The sequence below is a fragment of the Paenibacillus hebaui genome (assembly GCF_051934385.1).
In the GTDB taxonomy this organism is placed as follows: domain Bacteria; phylum Bacillota; class Bacilli; order Paenibacillales; family Paenibacillaceae; genus Paenibacillus.
In genome coordinates, this window is sequence record NZ_CP196836.1 from 5,074,298 (window position 1) to 5,090,784 (window position 16,487).

The 16,487-nt window shown below is 47.4% G+C and carries 14 protein-coding genes and 1 other RNA gene; 2 read left to right on the forward strand and 13 right to left on the reverse strand.

Going from position 1 to position 16,487, the window contains the following annotated elements:
* Positions 1-64: 64 nt before the first annotated feature.
* The 6 genes from thiI to ACR32F_RS23090 form a co-directional block, all read right to left on the reverse strand.
* Positions 65-1,309, reverse strand: a complete 1,245-nt coding sequence (gene thiI / locus ACR32F_RS23065; protein WP_440111124.1) for a tRNA uracil 4-sulfurtransferase ThiI — start codon at positions 1,307-1,309, stop codon at positions 65-67.
* Positions 1,310-1,315: 6 nt separating this feature from the next.
* On the reverse strand, positions 1,316-2,464 hold the full coding sequence (locus tag ACR32F_RS23070; protein ID WP_440111126.1) for a cysteine desulfurase family protein: 1,149 nt from the start codon (positions 2,462-2,464) through the stop codon (positions 1,316-1,318).
* Between the two features lie 172 nt (positions 2,465-2,636).
* On the reverse strand, positions 2,637-3,389 hold the full coding sequence (locus ACR32F_RS23075) for a lytic transglycosylase domain-containing protein (protein ID WP_440111127.1): 753 nt from the start codon (positions 3,387-3,389) through the stop codon (positions 2,637-2,639).
* A 242-nt stretch (positions 3,390-3,631) separates the two neighbouring features.
* On the reverse strand, positions 3,632-4,048 hold the full coding sequence (locus ACR32F_RS23080; protein WP_440111129.1) for a hypothetical protein: 417 nt from the start codon (positions 4,046-4,048) through the stop codon (positions 3,632-3,634).
* A 33-nt stretch (positions 4,049-4,081) separates the two neighbouring features.
* Positions 4,082-4,300 carry a DUF1540 domain-containing protein gene (locus ACR32F_RS23085; RefSeq protein ID WP_440111131.1) on the reverse strand — a complete coding sequence of 73 codons (219 nt, stop codon included), beginning with the start codon at positions 4,298-4,300 and terminating at the stop codon, positions 4,082-4,084.
* 172 nt (positions 4,301-4,472) lie between these two features.
* Positions 4,473-4,979: a YpuI family protein gene (locus tag ACR32F_RS23090; protein WP_440111133.1), complete on the reverse strand. Its 507-nt coding sequence runs from the start codon at positions 4,977-4,979 to the stop codon at positions 4,473-4,475.
* Positions 4,980-5,268: 289 nt separating this feature from the next.
* Between ACR32F_RS23090 and ACR32F_RS23095 the strand changes: the two genes are divergently transcribed.
* Positions 5,269-7,149 (forward strand): S8 family peptidase, encoded by a 1,881-nt coding sequence (locus tag ACR32F_RS23095; RefSeq protein ID WP_440111135.1) that lies wholly within the window; start codon positions 5,269-5,271, stop codon positions 7,147-7,149.
* Positions 7,150-7,467: 318 nt separating this feature from the next.
* On the opposite strand, the gene ACR32F_RS23100 is transcribed toward ACR32F_RS23095, so the two are convergent.
* Positions 7,468-7,725, reverse strand: a complete 258-nt coding sequence (locus ACR32F_RS23100; protein ID WP_440111137.1) for a hypothetical protein — start codon at positions 7,723-7,725, stop codon at positions 7,468-7,470.
* Between the two features lie 85 nt (positions 7,726-7,810).
* Positions 7,811-9,331, reverse strand: coding sequence for a MocR-like pyridoxine biosynthesis transcription factor PdxR (gene pdxR / locus ACR32F_RS23105; RefSeq protein ID WP_440111139.1), 1,521 nt, complete (start codon positions 9,329-9,331; stop codon positions 7,811-7,813).
* A 108-nt stretch (positions 9,332-9,439) separates the two neighbouring features.
* On the opposite strand from pdxR, the gene ACR32F_RS23110 reads away from it, so the two are divergent.
* The gene (locus tag ACR32F_RS23110; RefSeq protein WP_440111141.1) at positions 9,440-10,669 is read left to right on the forward strand and encodes a PLP-dependent aminotransferase family protein; all 1,230 of its coding nucleotides are present in this window, start codon (positions 9,440-9,442) and stop codon (positions 10,667-10,669) included.
* A gap of 239 nt (positions 10,670-10,908) precedes the next feature.
* Here the strand turns inward: ACR32F_RS23110 and rnpB are convergent.
* The 5 genes from rnpB to dnaG form a co-directional block, all read right to left on the reverse strand.
* Positions 10,909-11,318: RNase P RNA component class A (gene rnpB, locus ACR32F_RS23115), an RNA gene on the reverse strand.
* Between the two features lie 82 nt (positions 11,319-11,400).
* Positions 11,401-12,516, reverse strand: coding sequence for a Nif3-like dinuclear metal center hexameric protein (locus ACR32F_RS23120; RefSeq protein ID WP_440111143.1), 1,116 nt, complete (start codon positions 12,514-12,516; stop codon positions 11,401-11,403).
* Positions 12,492-13,250 (reverse strand): tRNA (adenine(22)-N(1))-methyltransferase, encoded by a 759-nt coding sequence (locus tag ACR32F_RS23125; protein ID WP_440111145.1) that lies wholly within the window; start codon positions 13,248-13,250, stop codon positions 12,492-12,494. Before ACR32F_RS23125 ends, ACR32F_RS23120 begins: the two co-directional genes overlap by 25 nt.
* A 184-nt stretch (positions 13,251-13,434) precedes the next feature.
* Positions 13,435-14,580 (reverse strand): RNA polymerase sigma factor RpoD, encoded by a 1,146-nt coding sequence (gene rpoD, locus ACR32F_RS23130; protein WP_440111147.1) that lies wholly within the window; start codon positions 14,578-14,580, stop codon positions 13,435-13,437.
* Positions 14,581-14,623: 43 nt separating this feature from the next.
* Positions 14,624-16,444, reverse strand: a complete 1,821-nt coding sequence (gene dnaG / locus ACR32F_RS23135; RefSeq protein WP_440111149.1) for a DNA primase — start codon at positions 16,442-16,444, stop codon at positions 14,624-14,626.
* Positions 16,445-16,487: the final 43 nt, after the last annotated feature.

A 16,487-nucleotide genomic window follows, 5' to 3' on the forward strand; every position in this document is an offset into this window, starting at 1 on the left:
ACTCATGAAGATAACATAGTCCTCATTATGTCTGCTGGTTATGTTAGCGTCATTACGTCAGAGATCAGAACCACTCTTCCTTCATTGCCTTATCCTCATCCTGCTGATGGGTTATCATAGCCGTTTCGCCTGCATGCAGGGTGATTGTTTCGGTCTGTGCTACAGCCTTATCGACCCATTCCGGTAACTGGCCCATCGTCGATTCAATTTTGTCCACAATACGAAGGTTCGGATTGGTTGATGGGGATTTCGGTACAAATAGGGTACAACAGTCCTCATAAGGCAGAATCGATATATCATACGTTCCAATCTGCTTCGATAATGTAATAATTTCCTGCTTGTCCATCATCACGAGCGGTCGCAGGAGCGGCAGATCTGTAGCACGCCCAATGACATTCATACTCGGCAGAGTCTGGCTCGCGACCTGACCTAAGCTATCCCCGGTAATCAGTGCAAGGGCGCGTTCACGTTCAGCCAGCTTGGTTGCTATCCGTAACATCGAGCGTCTCATCAGTGTAATGATCAGGTTATCCTGTCCCAGCTGGGTAAATGCAGTTTGAATCTCCGTAAATGGTACCAGGTGCAACTTCATTGTACCTGCATGATCAGCTAGGGCACGCGCCAGATCTATTACTTTTTCTTTGGCACGCTGGCTCGTAAACGGATAACTGTAGAAGTGCACACATTCCACTTCTAATCCTCTACGCATGGAAGACCACGCAGCTACCGGACTGTCTATGCCACCGGACAATAACAGCATTGCTTTTCCATTCGTGCCCAAGGGAAATCCACCTACAGCCGGGATCACTTCACTGAAAATATACGTCCCCTGATCCCGGATTTCCACTCGAAGCTCTATGTCAGGTTGACGCACATCAACGCTTAATTGCTGAAATTTGCGGAGAATCGGAGAACCGACCAAATGGTTTATCTCATGAGATGAATTAGGGAACCCTTTCCACACACGTCGCGCGTTTACTTTGAACGTTGTATTTTCCGTGAATTCGCTTTCCCTCTCATCCATAAAAGCGACTGCGGTTTCCACAATGGCGTCAAGCTCAGATGGGGTCACCTTGACCGGGCTAATCGACATGACGCCAAATACCCTTTTCAACACTGCAATCAGTTCGGTATGGGATTCACCACCAAGATCCACATACAACCGTCCAAACTCCTTACGCAGACTTGCACCAGGATAAGGTTTGAGCAGGGAACGTACCTGTGTAATGATTGTTTTTTCGAATCTGGCACGATTTTTGCCTTTTAACATAAACTCTCCGAAACGGAGTAGCAGCATATCATATTTCATTTGAATTCACATCCGCCTTTCCAACGGGCGCAACTGCGCCACCATCTGATGTAATGCCTGCTCCAGCAGGTCCACATCTTCTTCTGTATGTTCATCTCCGAGACTAATGCGTAATCCGCCAATAGCACAAGCTGCATCTCTGCCCATCGCAAGTAGCACACGACTTGGTTCAGCTGACCGCGAAGAGCAAGCCGATTGTGTAGATACAGTTACTCCAAGTTGTTCCAAGGTATGCAGCGCCACTTCTGCCTTCATTCCAGGATAGGAAAAGTGAACAATATGCGGTGCACCCTCTTTCCGGCTGTTCAGAACTAGTCCGGGGATGGCATCAATGACATCCATAATACGGTTTCTCAAAATCGTTATACGCCGCGCAAAATCGACCTGACGTTCGGCTGCGATACGCATCGCTTTCGCCATGCCTACAAGCAAAGGTACATTCTCGGTACCGGCTCTCAAACCCTGCTCCTGCGAACCTCCAGAGAACAGAGGCGTAAGCTCTACTCCACTTCGCACATATAGGAGCCCCGTTCCTTTGGGTCCACGGATTTTGTGAGCAGACAGGCTGTACAGATCCGCACCCCAGGCAGCGGGTTTAGACTCTATCTTGCCGAAACCCTGCACACCATCTACGTGAAAGAGAACGCGTGGGGCCTCCTTTTTCAAACGCTCACCGATTTCTGCAATCGGATGTATAGCCCCCGTTTCATTATTCACATGCATCAGACTCACAAGTACCGTATCCGGTCTTAGAGCAGTCATGATCTGCTGGGCGCTAACCAGCCCGTTAGAATCTACGGGAACCCATGTCACTTCCCATCCCCACTGCTGCAATTGCAAAAAACTCTCATACACCGAAGCATGTTCCGTAACAGTTGTAATGATGTGCTTGCCGCGAGACTGATAGCGTAGTGCTGCGCCTTTAATGGCAAGGTTATTACTCTCGGTAGCTCCTGACGTAAATATAATCTCTTCCGGTTTCACTCCAATAACAGCAGCACAGCCAGATCGCGCACGACGCAACAATTGATGGGCACGTTCACCATATCCATGAATGGAAGATGGATTCCCATACTGCGCCTCCATAATCTCGGTCATTGTACGGATCACATCTGGATCAGGAGGCGTGGTTGCAGCGTAATCAAAATATTTCAAGTGAGGTTAACCCCCTTATCTCTTCGTTCATGAATCTACAGTGAGCATTGTAACACGATCCCCACTCAACACAAAAAGACCAAACAGGAATAGGCTCTCTTGAGCTCTGTTGTTCCCGCGTTTGATCTTTTCCTGAACTGTACTTGAGCTTGTAAAGCGCCTTACATTCCGTTTATATCATATATTTCGACTGGGCTTTCTCCACCTTGGAAATATAAGCCTGCGTTTCTGAAGGCAGACGGTTAAGTACACTCATCAACTCACTGTCACTGGATACACCCAGACGCGAAACTCGCCCCGGTCCGGCATTATATGCGGCAAGCGCCATCTTCACTTCCCCACCAAAACGCTGGAGCTGGAGAGAAAGATACTTGGTTCCAGCGTCGATGTTCTGCGCAGGATCATAAGCGTTGCTTACGCCCAAGCCTGCAGCTGTTCCATCCATTAACTGCATCAGTCCTTTGGCACCTGCGGAAGATACCACGTTTGGGTTAAAATTGGATTCCGTATCAATGACAGCCTTGATCAGCGATTCAGGCACACCATATTTAGCACTCGCAGTTGCGATCAAAGATTCAAAATCCGTAGGTACAGATGCTTCAGAATCCACTGATTCTGATTTCAGCAAAGATGATAAAGAACCCATATCGACCTTAGGGGCAGATACATTACTTGTTAAATCAGGGTTATACATACTGCCGAGTTGCAACCATAACAGACCGTCACTGGACCTTTTGGAAATAGTAGCAGTTCCCGAAGCGTTCCCTTCATTATTGCTCGTTGTATGGGTACCCAGAAGCCCGTCCATCATATTGGCAAAATCCACTGTTGAACCAGAATCTCCTTCTGATCCATTTGTTTGGCTGAGGCTATTGGACAATTGCAATTCCAGCAACTGCCGCGACCCGCGCGGATCAATCTGCATGCGTTATATCCACTCCCGTATAATTTAAACGTATATTATGACTTTATTCTACATCCTTTTACAGGAAGGTTCCATTGTTTTCATAAAATAAATCGGTTCTGCAATCTGGTTACACAAGTACGAAAAAAAACCTTCTTCAATTACCCACAATATACGGGAAGAGAAGAAGGCTTGGGATAAACACATCATCAATTATCGATTATGATTGGGGTGTGGAACTTTTCACGTCAGTATTCTGAATACTAACGGGCAAACGGAAGCATAAAGAAGTAGCTGAGCGTTGCCACCGCACCCAGTCCAATTGCCCATGCACCAGCCGTTTTGCGACCATTAACAAAAGCATAATAACCTAGCACCGCTGCTGCTGGTCCAAGAACAATGGACCACATGAATAAAGACGCGATACCAAAGGCCAGTCCCATATATCCGGAAATTCGGCCAGTAGATTTCACAACACCGTCAGCCTCATGTTTAACTGGCGTGTGGTCTCTTCTTTCTGTCGATTCTGTACGGATGGAACCTGTCGGGGGAGCTACCTCTGCACCATACTCTTCCTTGTAACTTCGTCTCGGATAATCCACACGTTGACGCTGCTTCTCATCTGACGGACTTGTTTTTGGACGTTGGAAGGATTGTTCATCTCTAGGTTCATTACTCATGCATAGCACCTCCATAGGAATGGGAATGACTGCTCATTTGGGTTTGAATGTGTGGCAGCATGTCGCAGAAGAAGTACGGGCATGATCATGATGATCGGAATCAAAGGTTTCCCCAGCAAATTCCTCATGCAAGCGGCGGGTGGCATGTTGGTCGATGTCAATCATGATGGCATCAGCCTGACAGAAATTGTTTTCTCCCCAAAAGTGGCAGTTTGAAACACTGCATTTTACGATTGGCTTCTCATGGCTCATTTTTATCACCTCGACTCCTATTGTCCCCGCAGTACAAAACGACTATTCCCTGCCGAAATACCAGATGATGACATGCCTGATGCCGGGCAATTTCATTTGGAGCAAAACGCAAAAAAAAAACCGCCACTAGGGCGGTTTCGTCCATTTTGCATATAAGTTCGAAGCTGTTTAATTACGCGTGATTGCGTTGATTCTGCATCCGCCGCTGTGTTAAGTAGTCACTTTCATAATAAGCCAAATCATCGCGCAATTCCTCATACGTTTTGGAAATCTCAAGAATGACATCACGCACTGCACGAATTGGCTTGTCACGGAAGCGAATTGCATCCTGACCCGTGTAAGCGTATCTTCCATCTTCTGAATAACATTCATTTTTGGGATAGAAAAAGCTGTTTACACTTTGGTGATACGTATTATAAAGGGCCTTTTCGGCAAAATCGACATCAAAATTGGCACGACGCAGCACAACGCCAAGTTTTTCGTAAGAAACTTCAGAAAAAACAAGCAAATGACGGAGATCTGAAAGAAAACCTTTGTAGAAGGCTGTTGATTCCTCCGTCTGATTCTGATCCAGTTCAGGCAAGGCATTTTCATTCAAAAAATGTTCGATCCGATCGATAGCCGGTTTTAACTTTTCCCTAGTTGACTCACATGTTTTCTGTACATTGGCTGCTGACATAAAGGTAGCTCCCCCTTAAATAAGTCCTTACATATAGGTCGGCCAACGGTGATTTTCCCCTGACCTTGATTTCTTTAGCTATTATCCTACCATAAAAAGATGACGAGCGGTATCCCCTAATCATCCTTTCCCTTTCGGCCATTGAAGATGCTTATTACACGATGTTGACCTTATACTCACCTGCATAAAAATATCCTCTTTTCCTAACGATAGATATAACCAGTGACTACGATGAATTCAGAGCACTGTATGATCATTATCCAACATAACAGAGGAGGATCCATCCCTTATGTCCAGACCAAAATGGGTGAACTGGGCCATTGCCGCTGGAGCTGGAGCGCTTGCTTTGACCCTGCTGCTTCCAACATCCAATCGCCCTGCTCCCGAACATGAACATAGCGCCATGCCTCACTCTCCCCACGAGGAGCATGCGAGCAAACAACGTCTGAAAGTTCAGGATGTAAAGGCAACAGATCAACTAACCCGTATGGATGCCAAACAGCATCTCAGCATCATGCTGGAGAAGACCTCTGATATGAATGATGTTCAGTTAAGCCGATACGTAAATGAATTACAGCGCTCACATGATCATATCCGATCCATTCATATCATGAGTACCCAAGGATCACAGAATCGCCAGTTTGACAAAGCATCACCACAAGGAAGCAAGCTGGAGCAGCAAAAACTGGCCCATTCTCTTGCACTTGCGAAGAAAGCAGTAGGCAGACGTCAAAGCTTCCAATCCTCTTCTTTCCCTCTAGGCAAAGAAAATTATTTCGTTATGGGACAGCCCTCCAAGGATGGAAAAAGAGCTGTCATAGCCCTATTTAGCCAGAATGTGCTGAACGCCGTTGAACAGCATCAGCGCAAAAATCTACGCATGATTCCTTATCCACGTGAAGGCAAATTCAAAATCGAATCTGTGCATCCCGACACGATGAAGGAAATCACTGTGAAAACAGGACATGATAACGCCAACGCCAGCCATTTTTACGAAAATGAAATCGTCATTCGTTTTCAGCAAGATCCTGGCGAGCGGGACATGCGCATCATTAAGTCTGATCTACGCACCCAATCTGTGCGCAAGCTGGGTTACACTTATGTTTTCCGGTCAGAACATATGAATTACGAGCAATTACATGCTTATTTCGAACGCAAATGGAATTCGCTGTATGTGGAACCCCACTACATGTATTTAACCAATGGCACGGTACCTGAACAAACGGATGTAACCGTGCCTAATGATATTTTGTTCTCTGACTACCAGTGGAATCTGCCTGCCATTGAGACCAATCGTGGCTGGAATATTACGAAGGGCAATAAAGACGTCATCGTTGCTGTCGTGGACACGGGTGTCGATCTGACCCATCCCGATCTGAAAGGCAAGCTGCTGGACGGTTATAACGTTGTCGATCCAGGAAGTAAACCGCTGGACGATGTAGGGCACGGTACACATGTGGCAGGCATTATCGGGGCCATCGTCAATAATAATGAGGGCGTTGCAGGTATAAGCTGGTACAACAAAGTATTGCCTGTTAAAGTGCTCGATAACTCGGGTTCAGGCACCACATATGCTGTTGCCGAGGGGATTATATGGGCAGCCGATCATGGAGCCAAGGTCATTAACATGAGTCTGGGAAATTACGCCGACGCCCAATTTCTTCATGATGCAATCAAATATGCTTTTGATCGGGATATCGTGTTGATTGCAGCAACCGGTAACGACAATACCGAGCGTCCGGGATATCCTGCTGCCTATCCAGAAGTATTTGCAGTATCTGCTACGGACCCGGATATGACCAAAGCTTCATATTCTAACTATGGAGATTACGTGGATGTAATGGCGCCGGGCTCCAGTATCGCAAGTACGTATCCGAATAATCAATATGCAGCCTTGTCCGGAACGTCCATGGCAAGTCCCCATGTGGCTGCACTTGCAGGTTTAATTCGTTCGTTAAATCCCGATCTGACAAACACGGAAGTGATGGATCTGATGCGTCAAAGCGTGATTGACCTCGGTGATCCAGGTCATGATAAGTATTACGGCTATGGTCAAGTCGATGTCTATAAAGCTTTGCAGGCAGCATCAGGCAACAGCGCTCCACTGCAGTTTTGGCCTCAGCATGTGAGGCAACAAATGGACAACACGATGAAAAAGTATACAAAGTAATGAAAGAAAAATGCTAAAAGTGCGTGTTCAAAAAGTCTGTTTTTCAGTACCGAGAAGATGGAATGAAGCTAGAAATCGAGTAGCGGAGCGTAGGGGAAAACTACGTGAGCAACCACAATGTTTCCAAAGGAAACATACTTCGTAAGCCTCCCGCTTATTTCGGCTGAATTTCAACTTCGATGCTGATGATGCCGCTAGGCATGATTCGTAATCAAAAGCGGACTTTTTGAACAACCTCTAAAAAAACAAAAGCAGCTGCGCCCCGGGGCGTATGCTGCTCTTTGGAATGTTATCTTTTCCCCGGGGCACCCGCTGTGACTAGCGTTTACGAGAAGTGGTGCGGGATTTGCCTGATTTTTTCATGGACTTCTTCTTGGCGTTGTGGCTTGAAACATAACAAGGGTCTTCTTCTTTGACCACGACAGGGTACATGTGATGATGAATCGGAACACAGTGATGTTTCTTGATGACTTCAATCGGATGGATTACAGGTACGATTTGTGGGATGTAGTAATCCTCAACAACCTGGATCGGGTCACAGACAATTGGGCAAAGCGGTGGACAGAAATGGTTCATTCAAAACCAACTCCCTTTCTGGTGATACTATAACGTATTGCATCAGGACGAAAGTGGCTTGGATGTATGTCCATATCTGAAAAAATTAAATCAGCGGGAGCCTGTCCGCAGCTGTACCCCCCTGTTGGGGTGTTACATTCTTAATGACCCCGCATAATACACGAAGTCCTTCACATAGACGTTCAAGGTTTGTTACCGTGAAGCAGATGCGCAGACTTGCTGTATCCGTTTCCCCTACATAACAGGCCGAACCTGGCAAAAATGAAACGCCGGCGGCAAGGGACTGACGGTGCAGCTCACGCATATCTAAACCGTCAGGCAATTGGAGCCATAGGTTCAATCCGCCATCAGGCAAAGTCCAGTACATCCCTGGAGGGGCATGTTCCTCCAGCACATCCGATGCAGCACGCAGACGGGAATATAATTCATCTCTCAATCGCGCTGTGTACGCACTATATTGATGTTGTATAAACGATTGCAATGCCTTCTGTGTCAGCAGTGGACTCCCCAGATCCGCAGTAGACTTGGCAGCAACAAGCCTGGTGAGCACACTTCCATCTGCAACTGCGCACGCTACACGACAACCAGGAGAGAGCACTTTGCTGAAACTTTTGATATACACCACATGACCCGTTCCATCCATGGATTTAATGGAAGCCGGTGGCGGGTCACGGAAATACAGATCGGCGAACGGATCATCCTCCAGAATGAGACAGTGGTAACTCTGAGCAAGATTCAGCAGTTGCGCACGCCGTTTGGCACTCATCGTAATACCAGTGGGATTGTGAAATGTAGGAATGGTATAAATCAACTTGGGCGGGTATGTATCACACAACCGGGTTAACAGATCAATACGCATACCTTCATCATCCATCGGCACTGTAATGATCTTTGCCCCCCTGCTTGTAAATACGTCAATCGCTCCAGTGTAGCTTGGTGCTTCCATATATACGACGTCACCAGGACCAACAAAGGTCCGTGCAACCAGATCGATTCCTTGCTGGGTACCGCTCGTAATCAGCATTCGCTCAGGCATTACTCGCAGTCCTCTTTCCGCAAAATGCCCGGAAAACGTCTGCCTTAATTCCCGATCCCCCTGAAAAGATCCATAGGCTGCCATGCGCTCCAGATGATCGGAGGAAAGACGGTAAGCACTGTCGATAATCTCTTGTGTGGGTAATAACTCAGGCTGAATCGCTGACATATGCAGTTCATATCGGACTTGAGGAGAGACATCAAAATGTCGCCAGAGTTGTGCTCGGGGCAAATAATCCACAAGTGCCATCTGCCAATTCCATGGCGTGCTGGACTCATTTTTTACATGTGTTCGGTGCGTTCTCTCCATGTCCTCTGTTTTCTCCAAATCCTGCACACCTTTTACATAGCATCCTTTCCCTTGGGAACAGGTGATCAATTGAATGGCTTCAAGTTCGGAGTAGGCTTTGGACACGGTCACCAGGCTCACACCCAGATCTGCGGTCATTTTCCGAACGGATGGAAGACGGGTTCCCGGCTCAATGAGGCCGGACCTTATACGGTCCGCAAGTGTAAGGGCGATCTGAATATATAATTTGGTGCTGCTTCCCCGCTTCAACTCGATATGCATACATACGCCCTCCCAACTGTTATGATCAGCATTTTACTGTTATACATTACTCGTCTATTATAGTTTATACTATCAGTATAACAGTGAATAACAGGAGATGAGAATAATATGAGTATCCCTTGGTCCAAAATGGCACAAAACACCCCGTCCTCTGTCGTTCGCGACATGCTTCAGGCTGCTCAGGCACCTGGAATGATTTCACTTGCCGGAGGTCTGCCTGCCCAGACTTCATTCCCACTTGAAGCTATTCGTGAGGCTTACGATAAAGTATTCATGGGCGGTGCAGCCGCTCTTCAATATGCAGAGACCGAAGGGTACCGACCGCTACGTGTCAAAATTGCTGAACGTCTTGAATCCAAGGGCATTCCAGCTTCACCTGATCATATGCTTCTGACCACCGGTTCTCAGCAATCCATTGATCTGGTCTGTCGTATCCTGCTCGATCCAGGTGATAGCGTATTAGTTGAATCACCGACCTATTTGGCCGCTCTTCAAGTCATTCAATCCTATCAGGGTGAGTCGCATGGGGTCGCATGCGATGAAGACGGCATGTTGCCTGAATCTCTGGAGGAACAGCTCCAGTTGCACCGTCCTAAGCTCGTCTACATTAATCCTACATTTTCCAATCCGTCGGGTAAAGTGTGGAGCCGGATCAGAAGACAACAAGCGGTAGATCTGTGCCGTAAATATGGAGTACTTATTCTGGAAGACGATCCTTACGGTGAAATCAGTTTTAATCCGCAACAACTGGATGCTCCTGCACTTGCACATCTCGATGCAGCATCCTATGAAGGTCCGTCCAACGTCATCTACACCAGCACGTTTTCCAAGACAGTAGCTCCAGGCCTCCGCACAGGTTGGATTCTAGCGGCCCCAGATGTTGTCAAAATTGCAGCCCGTGCCAAACAAGGTGCAGACTTGCATTCCAGCAGCATTGATCAAAGAGCACTTCATGCTCTACTGGAATCTTTCGATCTGGATGGACATATCCGTAATATCTCACAGGACTATGAACAGCGGATGAAAAAATTGACCTCCCTCATGGCAGAGAAATCATGGGAAGGTATCTCCTGGAACTCGCCACAGGGCGGAATGTTCCTATGGCTGCAACTGCCTGAAGGCATGCTGGCCAGCAACCTGTTTACTTACGGAATTCAGGAGAAAGTGTGTATTGTACCTGGTGACCCCTTCTATGCAGGTGCACCGGAACTGAGTCGTATGCGGATCAATTTCACCCATACTGACCCTGAACTTCTCCCCGAGGCCGTAGAACGTATGGATCGCGCCATTCAACGCTGGCATGCTTCATCACAATTGGACAGTGTTGTTACACTGTAATCAACTGTAATATTACCACAAGGTGTTACAATGGAATAGAAACAACAAAAATACGGCGACAGATCCGAGAAGTTCGGATTCTGTCGCCGTATTTATATGACCTGTGATACACAGGAACTATGCTTATGCTAAATTTGGGTGTGATCGTGTCCTTCTGATCAGTCAGGCCATCAGGCTCAATTACTCTGGTTGTCCTCGACTGATAGTGGACTACACTTGTAATACGGTTGTGTTGTAGTTAGGAAAGCTTACCGTAAGCCGGGTTCTGTGCTCTTCGTGGTTCATACGGGAACTACCCTCCCACCACAAGCGACAATCATCTATCTAGGCCATACATTGCTGCACAGCTCAAGCGACCAACCTAGACACACCTCGGGCTAAGGCTGCCTCCTCCGAAGAGGCGACTGTGTCCCATTAGGTCTTGCTCCAGATGGGGTTTACCAGGAACGAAGTCACCAGCGTTCCTCGGGGTCTCTTACACCTCGGTTCCATCCTTGCCTGTGCCGGAAAATCCGGCCATCGGCGGTCCATTTCTGTGGCACTATCCTTCAACTCGCGCTGACTGGACGTTATCCAGCATCCTGCCCTGTGGAGCCCGGACTTTCCTCTCGTGGCAACAAAGGCCACCAGCGATTGTCTGTCAAGCTTTCCGAACAACATTACATAGTATACAGGCATTCGGGTTTCCACACAAGCTTAATATTACTGGGAATCGCGTATCCCCGGTCCTTTTATAGAAACTGGAATACTTCCGTATTTACCTCAGAGGCAGTAACCTGCGTATCATATCGTTTATCTTCCAAACGGGAACGAAGCCAATCGGCTGTTTTCGGTTTCATGATCTTCTCGGAATTATGTCCAGGGTCGATGATACACATGCCTGCCATCAACGCATCATGAGCGGTGTGATAATCGATATCCCCGGTCACAATAACATCAGCACCTTTAAAGCGGGCTGTAAGGGCATAACGGCTGCCAGAGCCACCAAGAACCGCTGCCTTTTTGATCTGCTTGTTCAGATCTCCTACAACACGAACGTAAGGCACATCCAATTGGGCCTTCACGACCTCTACCAGCTCACCGAGTGTCTTTGGTTCCTTAAGGGGTCCCAAGCGCCCCAGACCGAGCGTACGGCCTTTTAAATCCATTGCATACAGGTCGTAGGCTACTTCCTCATACGGATGAGCCTTAAGCATGGCTTGAACGACTTGGCTGCGCAGGCTTTGCGGTACAATGGTCTCAATCCGCATTTCCTCTACGCGCTCCATCTGTCCTTGTGTACCGATAAAAGGCTGTGTCCCTTCTCCCGGTACAAAGGTACCTGTGCCTTCCGTATTGAAGCTGCACTTGTTGTATTGACCAATGCTTCCTGCTCCCGCTTCCAGGATCGCCTGCAGCACCTGTTCATGATGCGTCCGAGGTACAAATACAGCCAGCTTATACAGATGATCTGTATGTACGTCTTCGAGCGATTCCTTGCTCTCAATCCCGATCGCATCAGCCATCCAATCGTTCATGCCACCCTCAGCCACATCCAGGTTGGTATGACTAATATACACAGCAATATCATGCTTGATCAGCTTCTCATACAATTTCCCCATAGGTGTATCGGTATTTAATGATTTTACTGGACGGAACATGATTGCATGGTGGGCAATAATCAGATTGGCACCAATACGAATCGCCTCGTCCACAACTTCATCGGTAACATCCAGCGCAATAAGTACGTGACTTATCTCCTTTTGCAGGCTGCCCAGTTGCAGACCAATGCGATCATCCGGTACAGCCAGATGTTTGGGAGCGAGTTGCTCCATCATTTGGATTACAGTTTGACCTTTGGCAAACATGACAATACCTCCTTCAAGTTCACGATAAGACGTTCCACTTCAGCCGCCTTATCCCGGGAAGATTCTTGATCAGACTTGGAGATGGATTGTACAACACCTTGCAGTTTTACAATCTCACTCTCCCATTTGGCAAAGAACACATCGCTTGGACGGTCGATTAAATAGGGCCCCATGCGAAGCAGCAAATCTGGCGTCAATTCCACTCCACCTTCAAGCGGACGTGCCATATACACTTCCTCATTGGCAATCGGACTCAGTGCTTGCGGCATCGCTGTGATGATCTCGTAGATCTTGCCATCTTCTTCAAGCAATTGTTCAGCTACGACCACCCAGTGGTGTTCCAGCAGCCAGCGTCTGAGAATATCCTCACCCACATTAGGTTGCAAAATAAGCAATTTAACCTCTTTCAGTTTGGACAGGCCTCGATCCAGAATGGAGGCAATCAATGCTCCACCCATACCCGCAATGGTAATGACGTCAACTTCTCCTGCAGAAATGACATCCAGACCGTCTCCACGGCGTACAGTAACTTGCTCCGTCAGGCCCGCATCATTTACCTGTTTGCATGCAGCATCATAAGGGCCCGGGTTAACTTCTCCGGCTATCGCGCTCGCCGCTTTCCCGCTACGGACTGCCGCTACTGGAAGTAATGCGTGGTCTGAACCAATGTCTGCCAGACGGCTGCCGTCAGGGATTTGATCATGTATTCGTTGTAATCGATTCGAAAGTTTCATGGAGCACCTACACCATTCATTTAATTTATTGATTTGCATTGAACAAAGAAAAGCGATAAAATAAAATCCAATCAAACATTTCAAGGATGAATTTCCAAAACCAAGAAATCAAGACGTTAAAATTAAAAATAAAGGAGACCCCGCCGCCGCTTAAGCGTCTTGCGGAAAGTCTCCCATCATTCTACTATTCGAGGAAATCTTTGAGTCGTTTACTACGGCTCGGGTGACGCAATTTACGAAGAGCCTTGGCTTCGATCTGACGAATACGCTCGCGCGTAACACCAAATACCTTGCCCACTTCTTCCAGCGTTCTTGTCCGTCCATCGTCCAGACCGAAACGAAGACGAAGCACGTTCTCTTCACGCTCAGTCAATGTATCAAGAACATCTTCGAGCTGTTCTTTCAGCAATTCATACGCAGCTGCATCGGCTGGAGCAAGTGCTTCCTGATCCTCGATAAAATCACCCAGATGGGAATCATCTTCCTCACCGATCGGTGTTTCCAGGGAAACCGGTTCTTGAGCGATCTTCGTAATCTCACGAACTTTCTCCACACTCAGATCCATCTCAGCAGCAATTTCTTCCGGTGTCGGTTCGCGACCAAGTTCCTGTAACAGCTGACGGGATACCCGAATCAGCTTGTTAATGGTTTCCACCATATGCACCGGGATACGAATAGTCCGCGCTTGGTCAGCAATAGCACGAGTGATCGCTTGGCGAATCCACCATGTGGCGTACGTACTGAACTTGTAACCTTTTTTGTGGTCGAACTTCTCAACCGCCTTGATCAGACCCATATTACCTTCCTGAATCAAATCGAGGAACAACATCCCACGTCCAACATAACGCTTGGCGATACTGACAACGAGTCGCAGGTTAGCCTCAGCCAGACGGCGTTTCGCTTCTTCATCCCCGTTTTCAATCCGTTTGGCCAGTTGTACTTCGTCATCCGCAGACAACAAGGGTACACGACCGATTTCTTTGAGATACATCCGAACAGGGTCATTGATTTTGATACCTGGTGGCAAGCTCAGATCATCATCAAAGTGGAATTCGCTGTCTTCTCCCTCTCTAGTGTTGCTGTTCTCGGAATCTTCACTAGGGCGAAGTGTAACCTCTTCATTGTTTTCGTTAACAACATCAATGCCCAGGTCACTCAGTTGCTCATAGAACTCATCCATCTGTTCTGCATCCTGCTCAAACGGGGAGAGTTTCTCTATAATTTCCTTGTAATTCAGCGAAGCTCTTTTCTTACCTGATTCAATCAACTGATCTTTAACCTGATCCAGCGTCAATTCTGTTTCTAGTTCAGTATGCTGATCATTCGCCATAATTCGACTCCCTTCTCCCTAGAAACATCCAATATTTAGACGTTCACTGTCTCTCTAGGGCAATCATTTCAATTGCAATTTGTGCCGCGCGTACAGAATCACCTGCCCGCTCTGCAGCAATCATTTCTTCTTTTTTCAAATCGTACTCTTTCTTACGCGGATATTTCAGCACTTCCCTGATGCAATCGTCGAGCATTTGAATGCTCCAATCACCTGGACCATCCATCATCGAGATTGAACTGACCGTCTTTTCCAGGCGGTCATCATGCAGTGAAGACATAAAACGACTGGTATCCGACGGTTTGCCCTGCGCATAATAGGCATATAGATAAGCAGCAATAGCTGCATGATCATCCAAGTTAAAAGCTTCACCAAGATGCTCATTCACGTACTGGGCAGCCTCTTCATCCTGAAGCATCCATGCGAGCAGTTTGCGTTCAGCAGAGTGGTATGCTGGCAACAGATTGGGTGTAGGTACCTGCCTATTTTGTTGCCTACCATTATTCCACCTTCTCGAGTTATTATCCCCATACTGGAGGTTATTTTTCATAGCCTCTCGTTCTTCATTACACTCCTGCTTCAGTGTTTCAAACGAAACATCCACTTCCGCAGCCAGTTCACGAAGATAGACTTCCCGTTCTGTAGGCGAAGATAAAGGGGCAATCAGTTTCACCGCTTCTTTGGAATAGGCGATCTGTCCTCCACCTTCTAGCAGTATATGGTTTTTTTTGAGGTTTATAAGCTTAAATTTTGTAGTCGTTACGGCACCATCCACAATCTGGTTACGGAACCGTTCGCCACCGTGCTTGCGGATAAAATCATCCGGGTCAAGTCCCTCAGGAATCAGAGCAATCCTGACCTGCAACCCTGCTTCCTCAAGAATGGGGAAGTTTTTGAGTGCTGCAGCCTGTCCGGCCCGGTCACCGTCATAACATACAATGACTTCGTCACACATCCCTTTAAGCATCAAAGCTTGATTCTCAGTGAGTGCGGTACCCATTGCCGCTACACCATTCTGAATCTCCTGATCCCAAGCGGAGATAACGTCACCGTAGCCTTCGAACAATATGGCCTGTCTTTGTTTGCGGATTGCATTTTTGGCATGATGCAGATTGTAGAGAACACGGCTTTTGTTAAATAACCGGGTTTCCGGTGAATTTAAGTACTTCGGCTGCCCATCCCCCAAAATGCGACCTGCAAATGCAATCGGCTTCCCACTCCTGCCATTAATCGGAAACATCACCCTGTCACGGAATCGGTCAACATATCCCTGACCTTCGTTCCGCTGCGACAGAAGCCCGCCCTTCTCCATCTCTTCAAGCGGAAAGTTACGCTTCTCCAGAAATTGCACTATTGTATCCCAGCGATTTGGCGCATAGCCAATCTGAAACTGGTCAATCAGCTTGTCGCTGAAGCCGCGTGAGCGTAGATATTCCATAGCCGCTTTGCCATGCTCTGTATTTTTCAATAAGAAATGATACAGCTTCGCGGTAAGCTCATATGCCTCCAATAGTCGTTCAGTCTCTGGATTAACATGAGCAGATTCGCGCCCTTGCCAGTCCCCCATTGAAATGTGGCTTTCTTCCGCCATCGTCTTGACAGCCTCGGGAAAGGATAACCCTTCGATCTCCATCCTGAATTTGATGGCATTTCCACCCGTGCCGCAACCGTAGCAATAGAAAATTTGTTTTTCAGGCGTCACTGTAAACGAAGGCGTCTTCTCGGAATGAAAAGGGCAGAGGCCTTTCATATATTTCCCCTGTTTGGTCAGATGCACAAATCGGCTTACCGTATCGACGATATCATTCTGCTGTAACACCGATTCAATAATACTTTCGGGTATACCGCCTTGTCCGGTACTCATCTCGGTCCACCTTCATCTCTTTAACACGTAAATATAATTCGAT

Coding starts and splice junctions, on each gene's coding strand:
- ACR32F_RS23095 (WP_440111135.1), top strand. CDS start 5,269: ATGTCCAGACCAAAATGGGTGAACTGGGCCATTGCCGCTGGAGCTGGA.
- ACR32F_RS23075 (WP_440111127.1), bottom strand. CDS start 3,389: ATGCAGATTGATCCGCGCGGGTCGCGGCAGTTGCTGGAATTGCAATTG.
- ACR32F_RS23090 (WP_440111133.1), bottom strand. CDS start 4,979: ATGTCAGCAGCCAATGTACAGAAAACATGTGAGTCAACTAGGGAAAAG.
- dnaG (WP_440111149.1), bottom strand. CDS start 16,444: ATGAGTACCGGACAAGGCGGTATACCCGAAAGTATTATTGAATCGGTG.
- thiI (WP_440111124.1), bottom strand. CDS start 1,309: ATGAAATATGATATGCTGCTACTCCGTTTCGGAGAGTTTATGTTAAAA.
- ACR32F_RS23080 (WP_440111129.1), bottom strand. CDS start 4,048: ATGAGTAATGAACCTAGAGATGAACAATCCTTCCAACGTCCAAAAACA.
- pdxR (WP_440111139.1), bottom strand. CDS start 9,331: ATGCATATCGAGTTGAAGCGGGGAAGCAGCACCAAATTATATATTCAG.
- rpoD (WP_440111147.1), bottom strand. CDS start 14,580: ATGGCGAATGATCAGCATACTGAACTAGAAACAGAATTGACGCTGGAT.
- ACR32F_RS23120 (WP_440111143.1), bottom strand. CDS start 12,516: ATGTTTGCCAAAGGTCAAACTGTAATCCAAATGATGGAGCAACTCGCT.
- ACR32F_RS23125 (WP_440111145.1), bottom strand. CDS start 13,250: ATGAAACTTTCGAATCGATTACAACGAATACATGATCAAATCCCTGAC.
- ACR32F_RS23085 (WP_440111131.1), bottom strand. CDS start 4,300: ATGAGCCATGAGAAGCCAATCGTAAAATGCAGTGTTTCAAACTGCCAC.
- ACR32F_RS23110 (WP_440111141.1), top strand. CDS start 9,440: ATGAGTATCCCTTGGTCCAAAATGGCACAAAACACCCCGTCCTCTGTC.
- ACR32F_RS23100 (WP_440111137.1), bottom strand. CDS start 7,725: ATGAACCATTTCTGTCCACCGCTTTGCCCAATTGTCTGTGACCCGATC.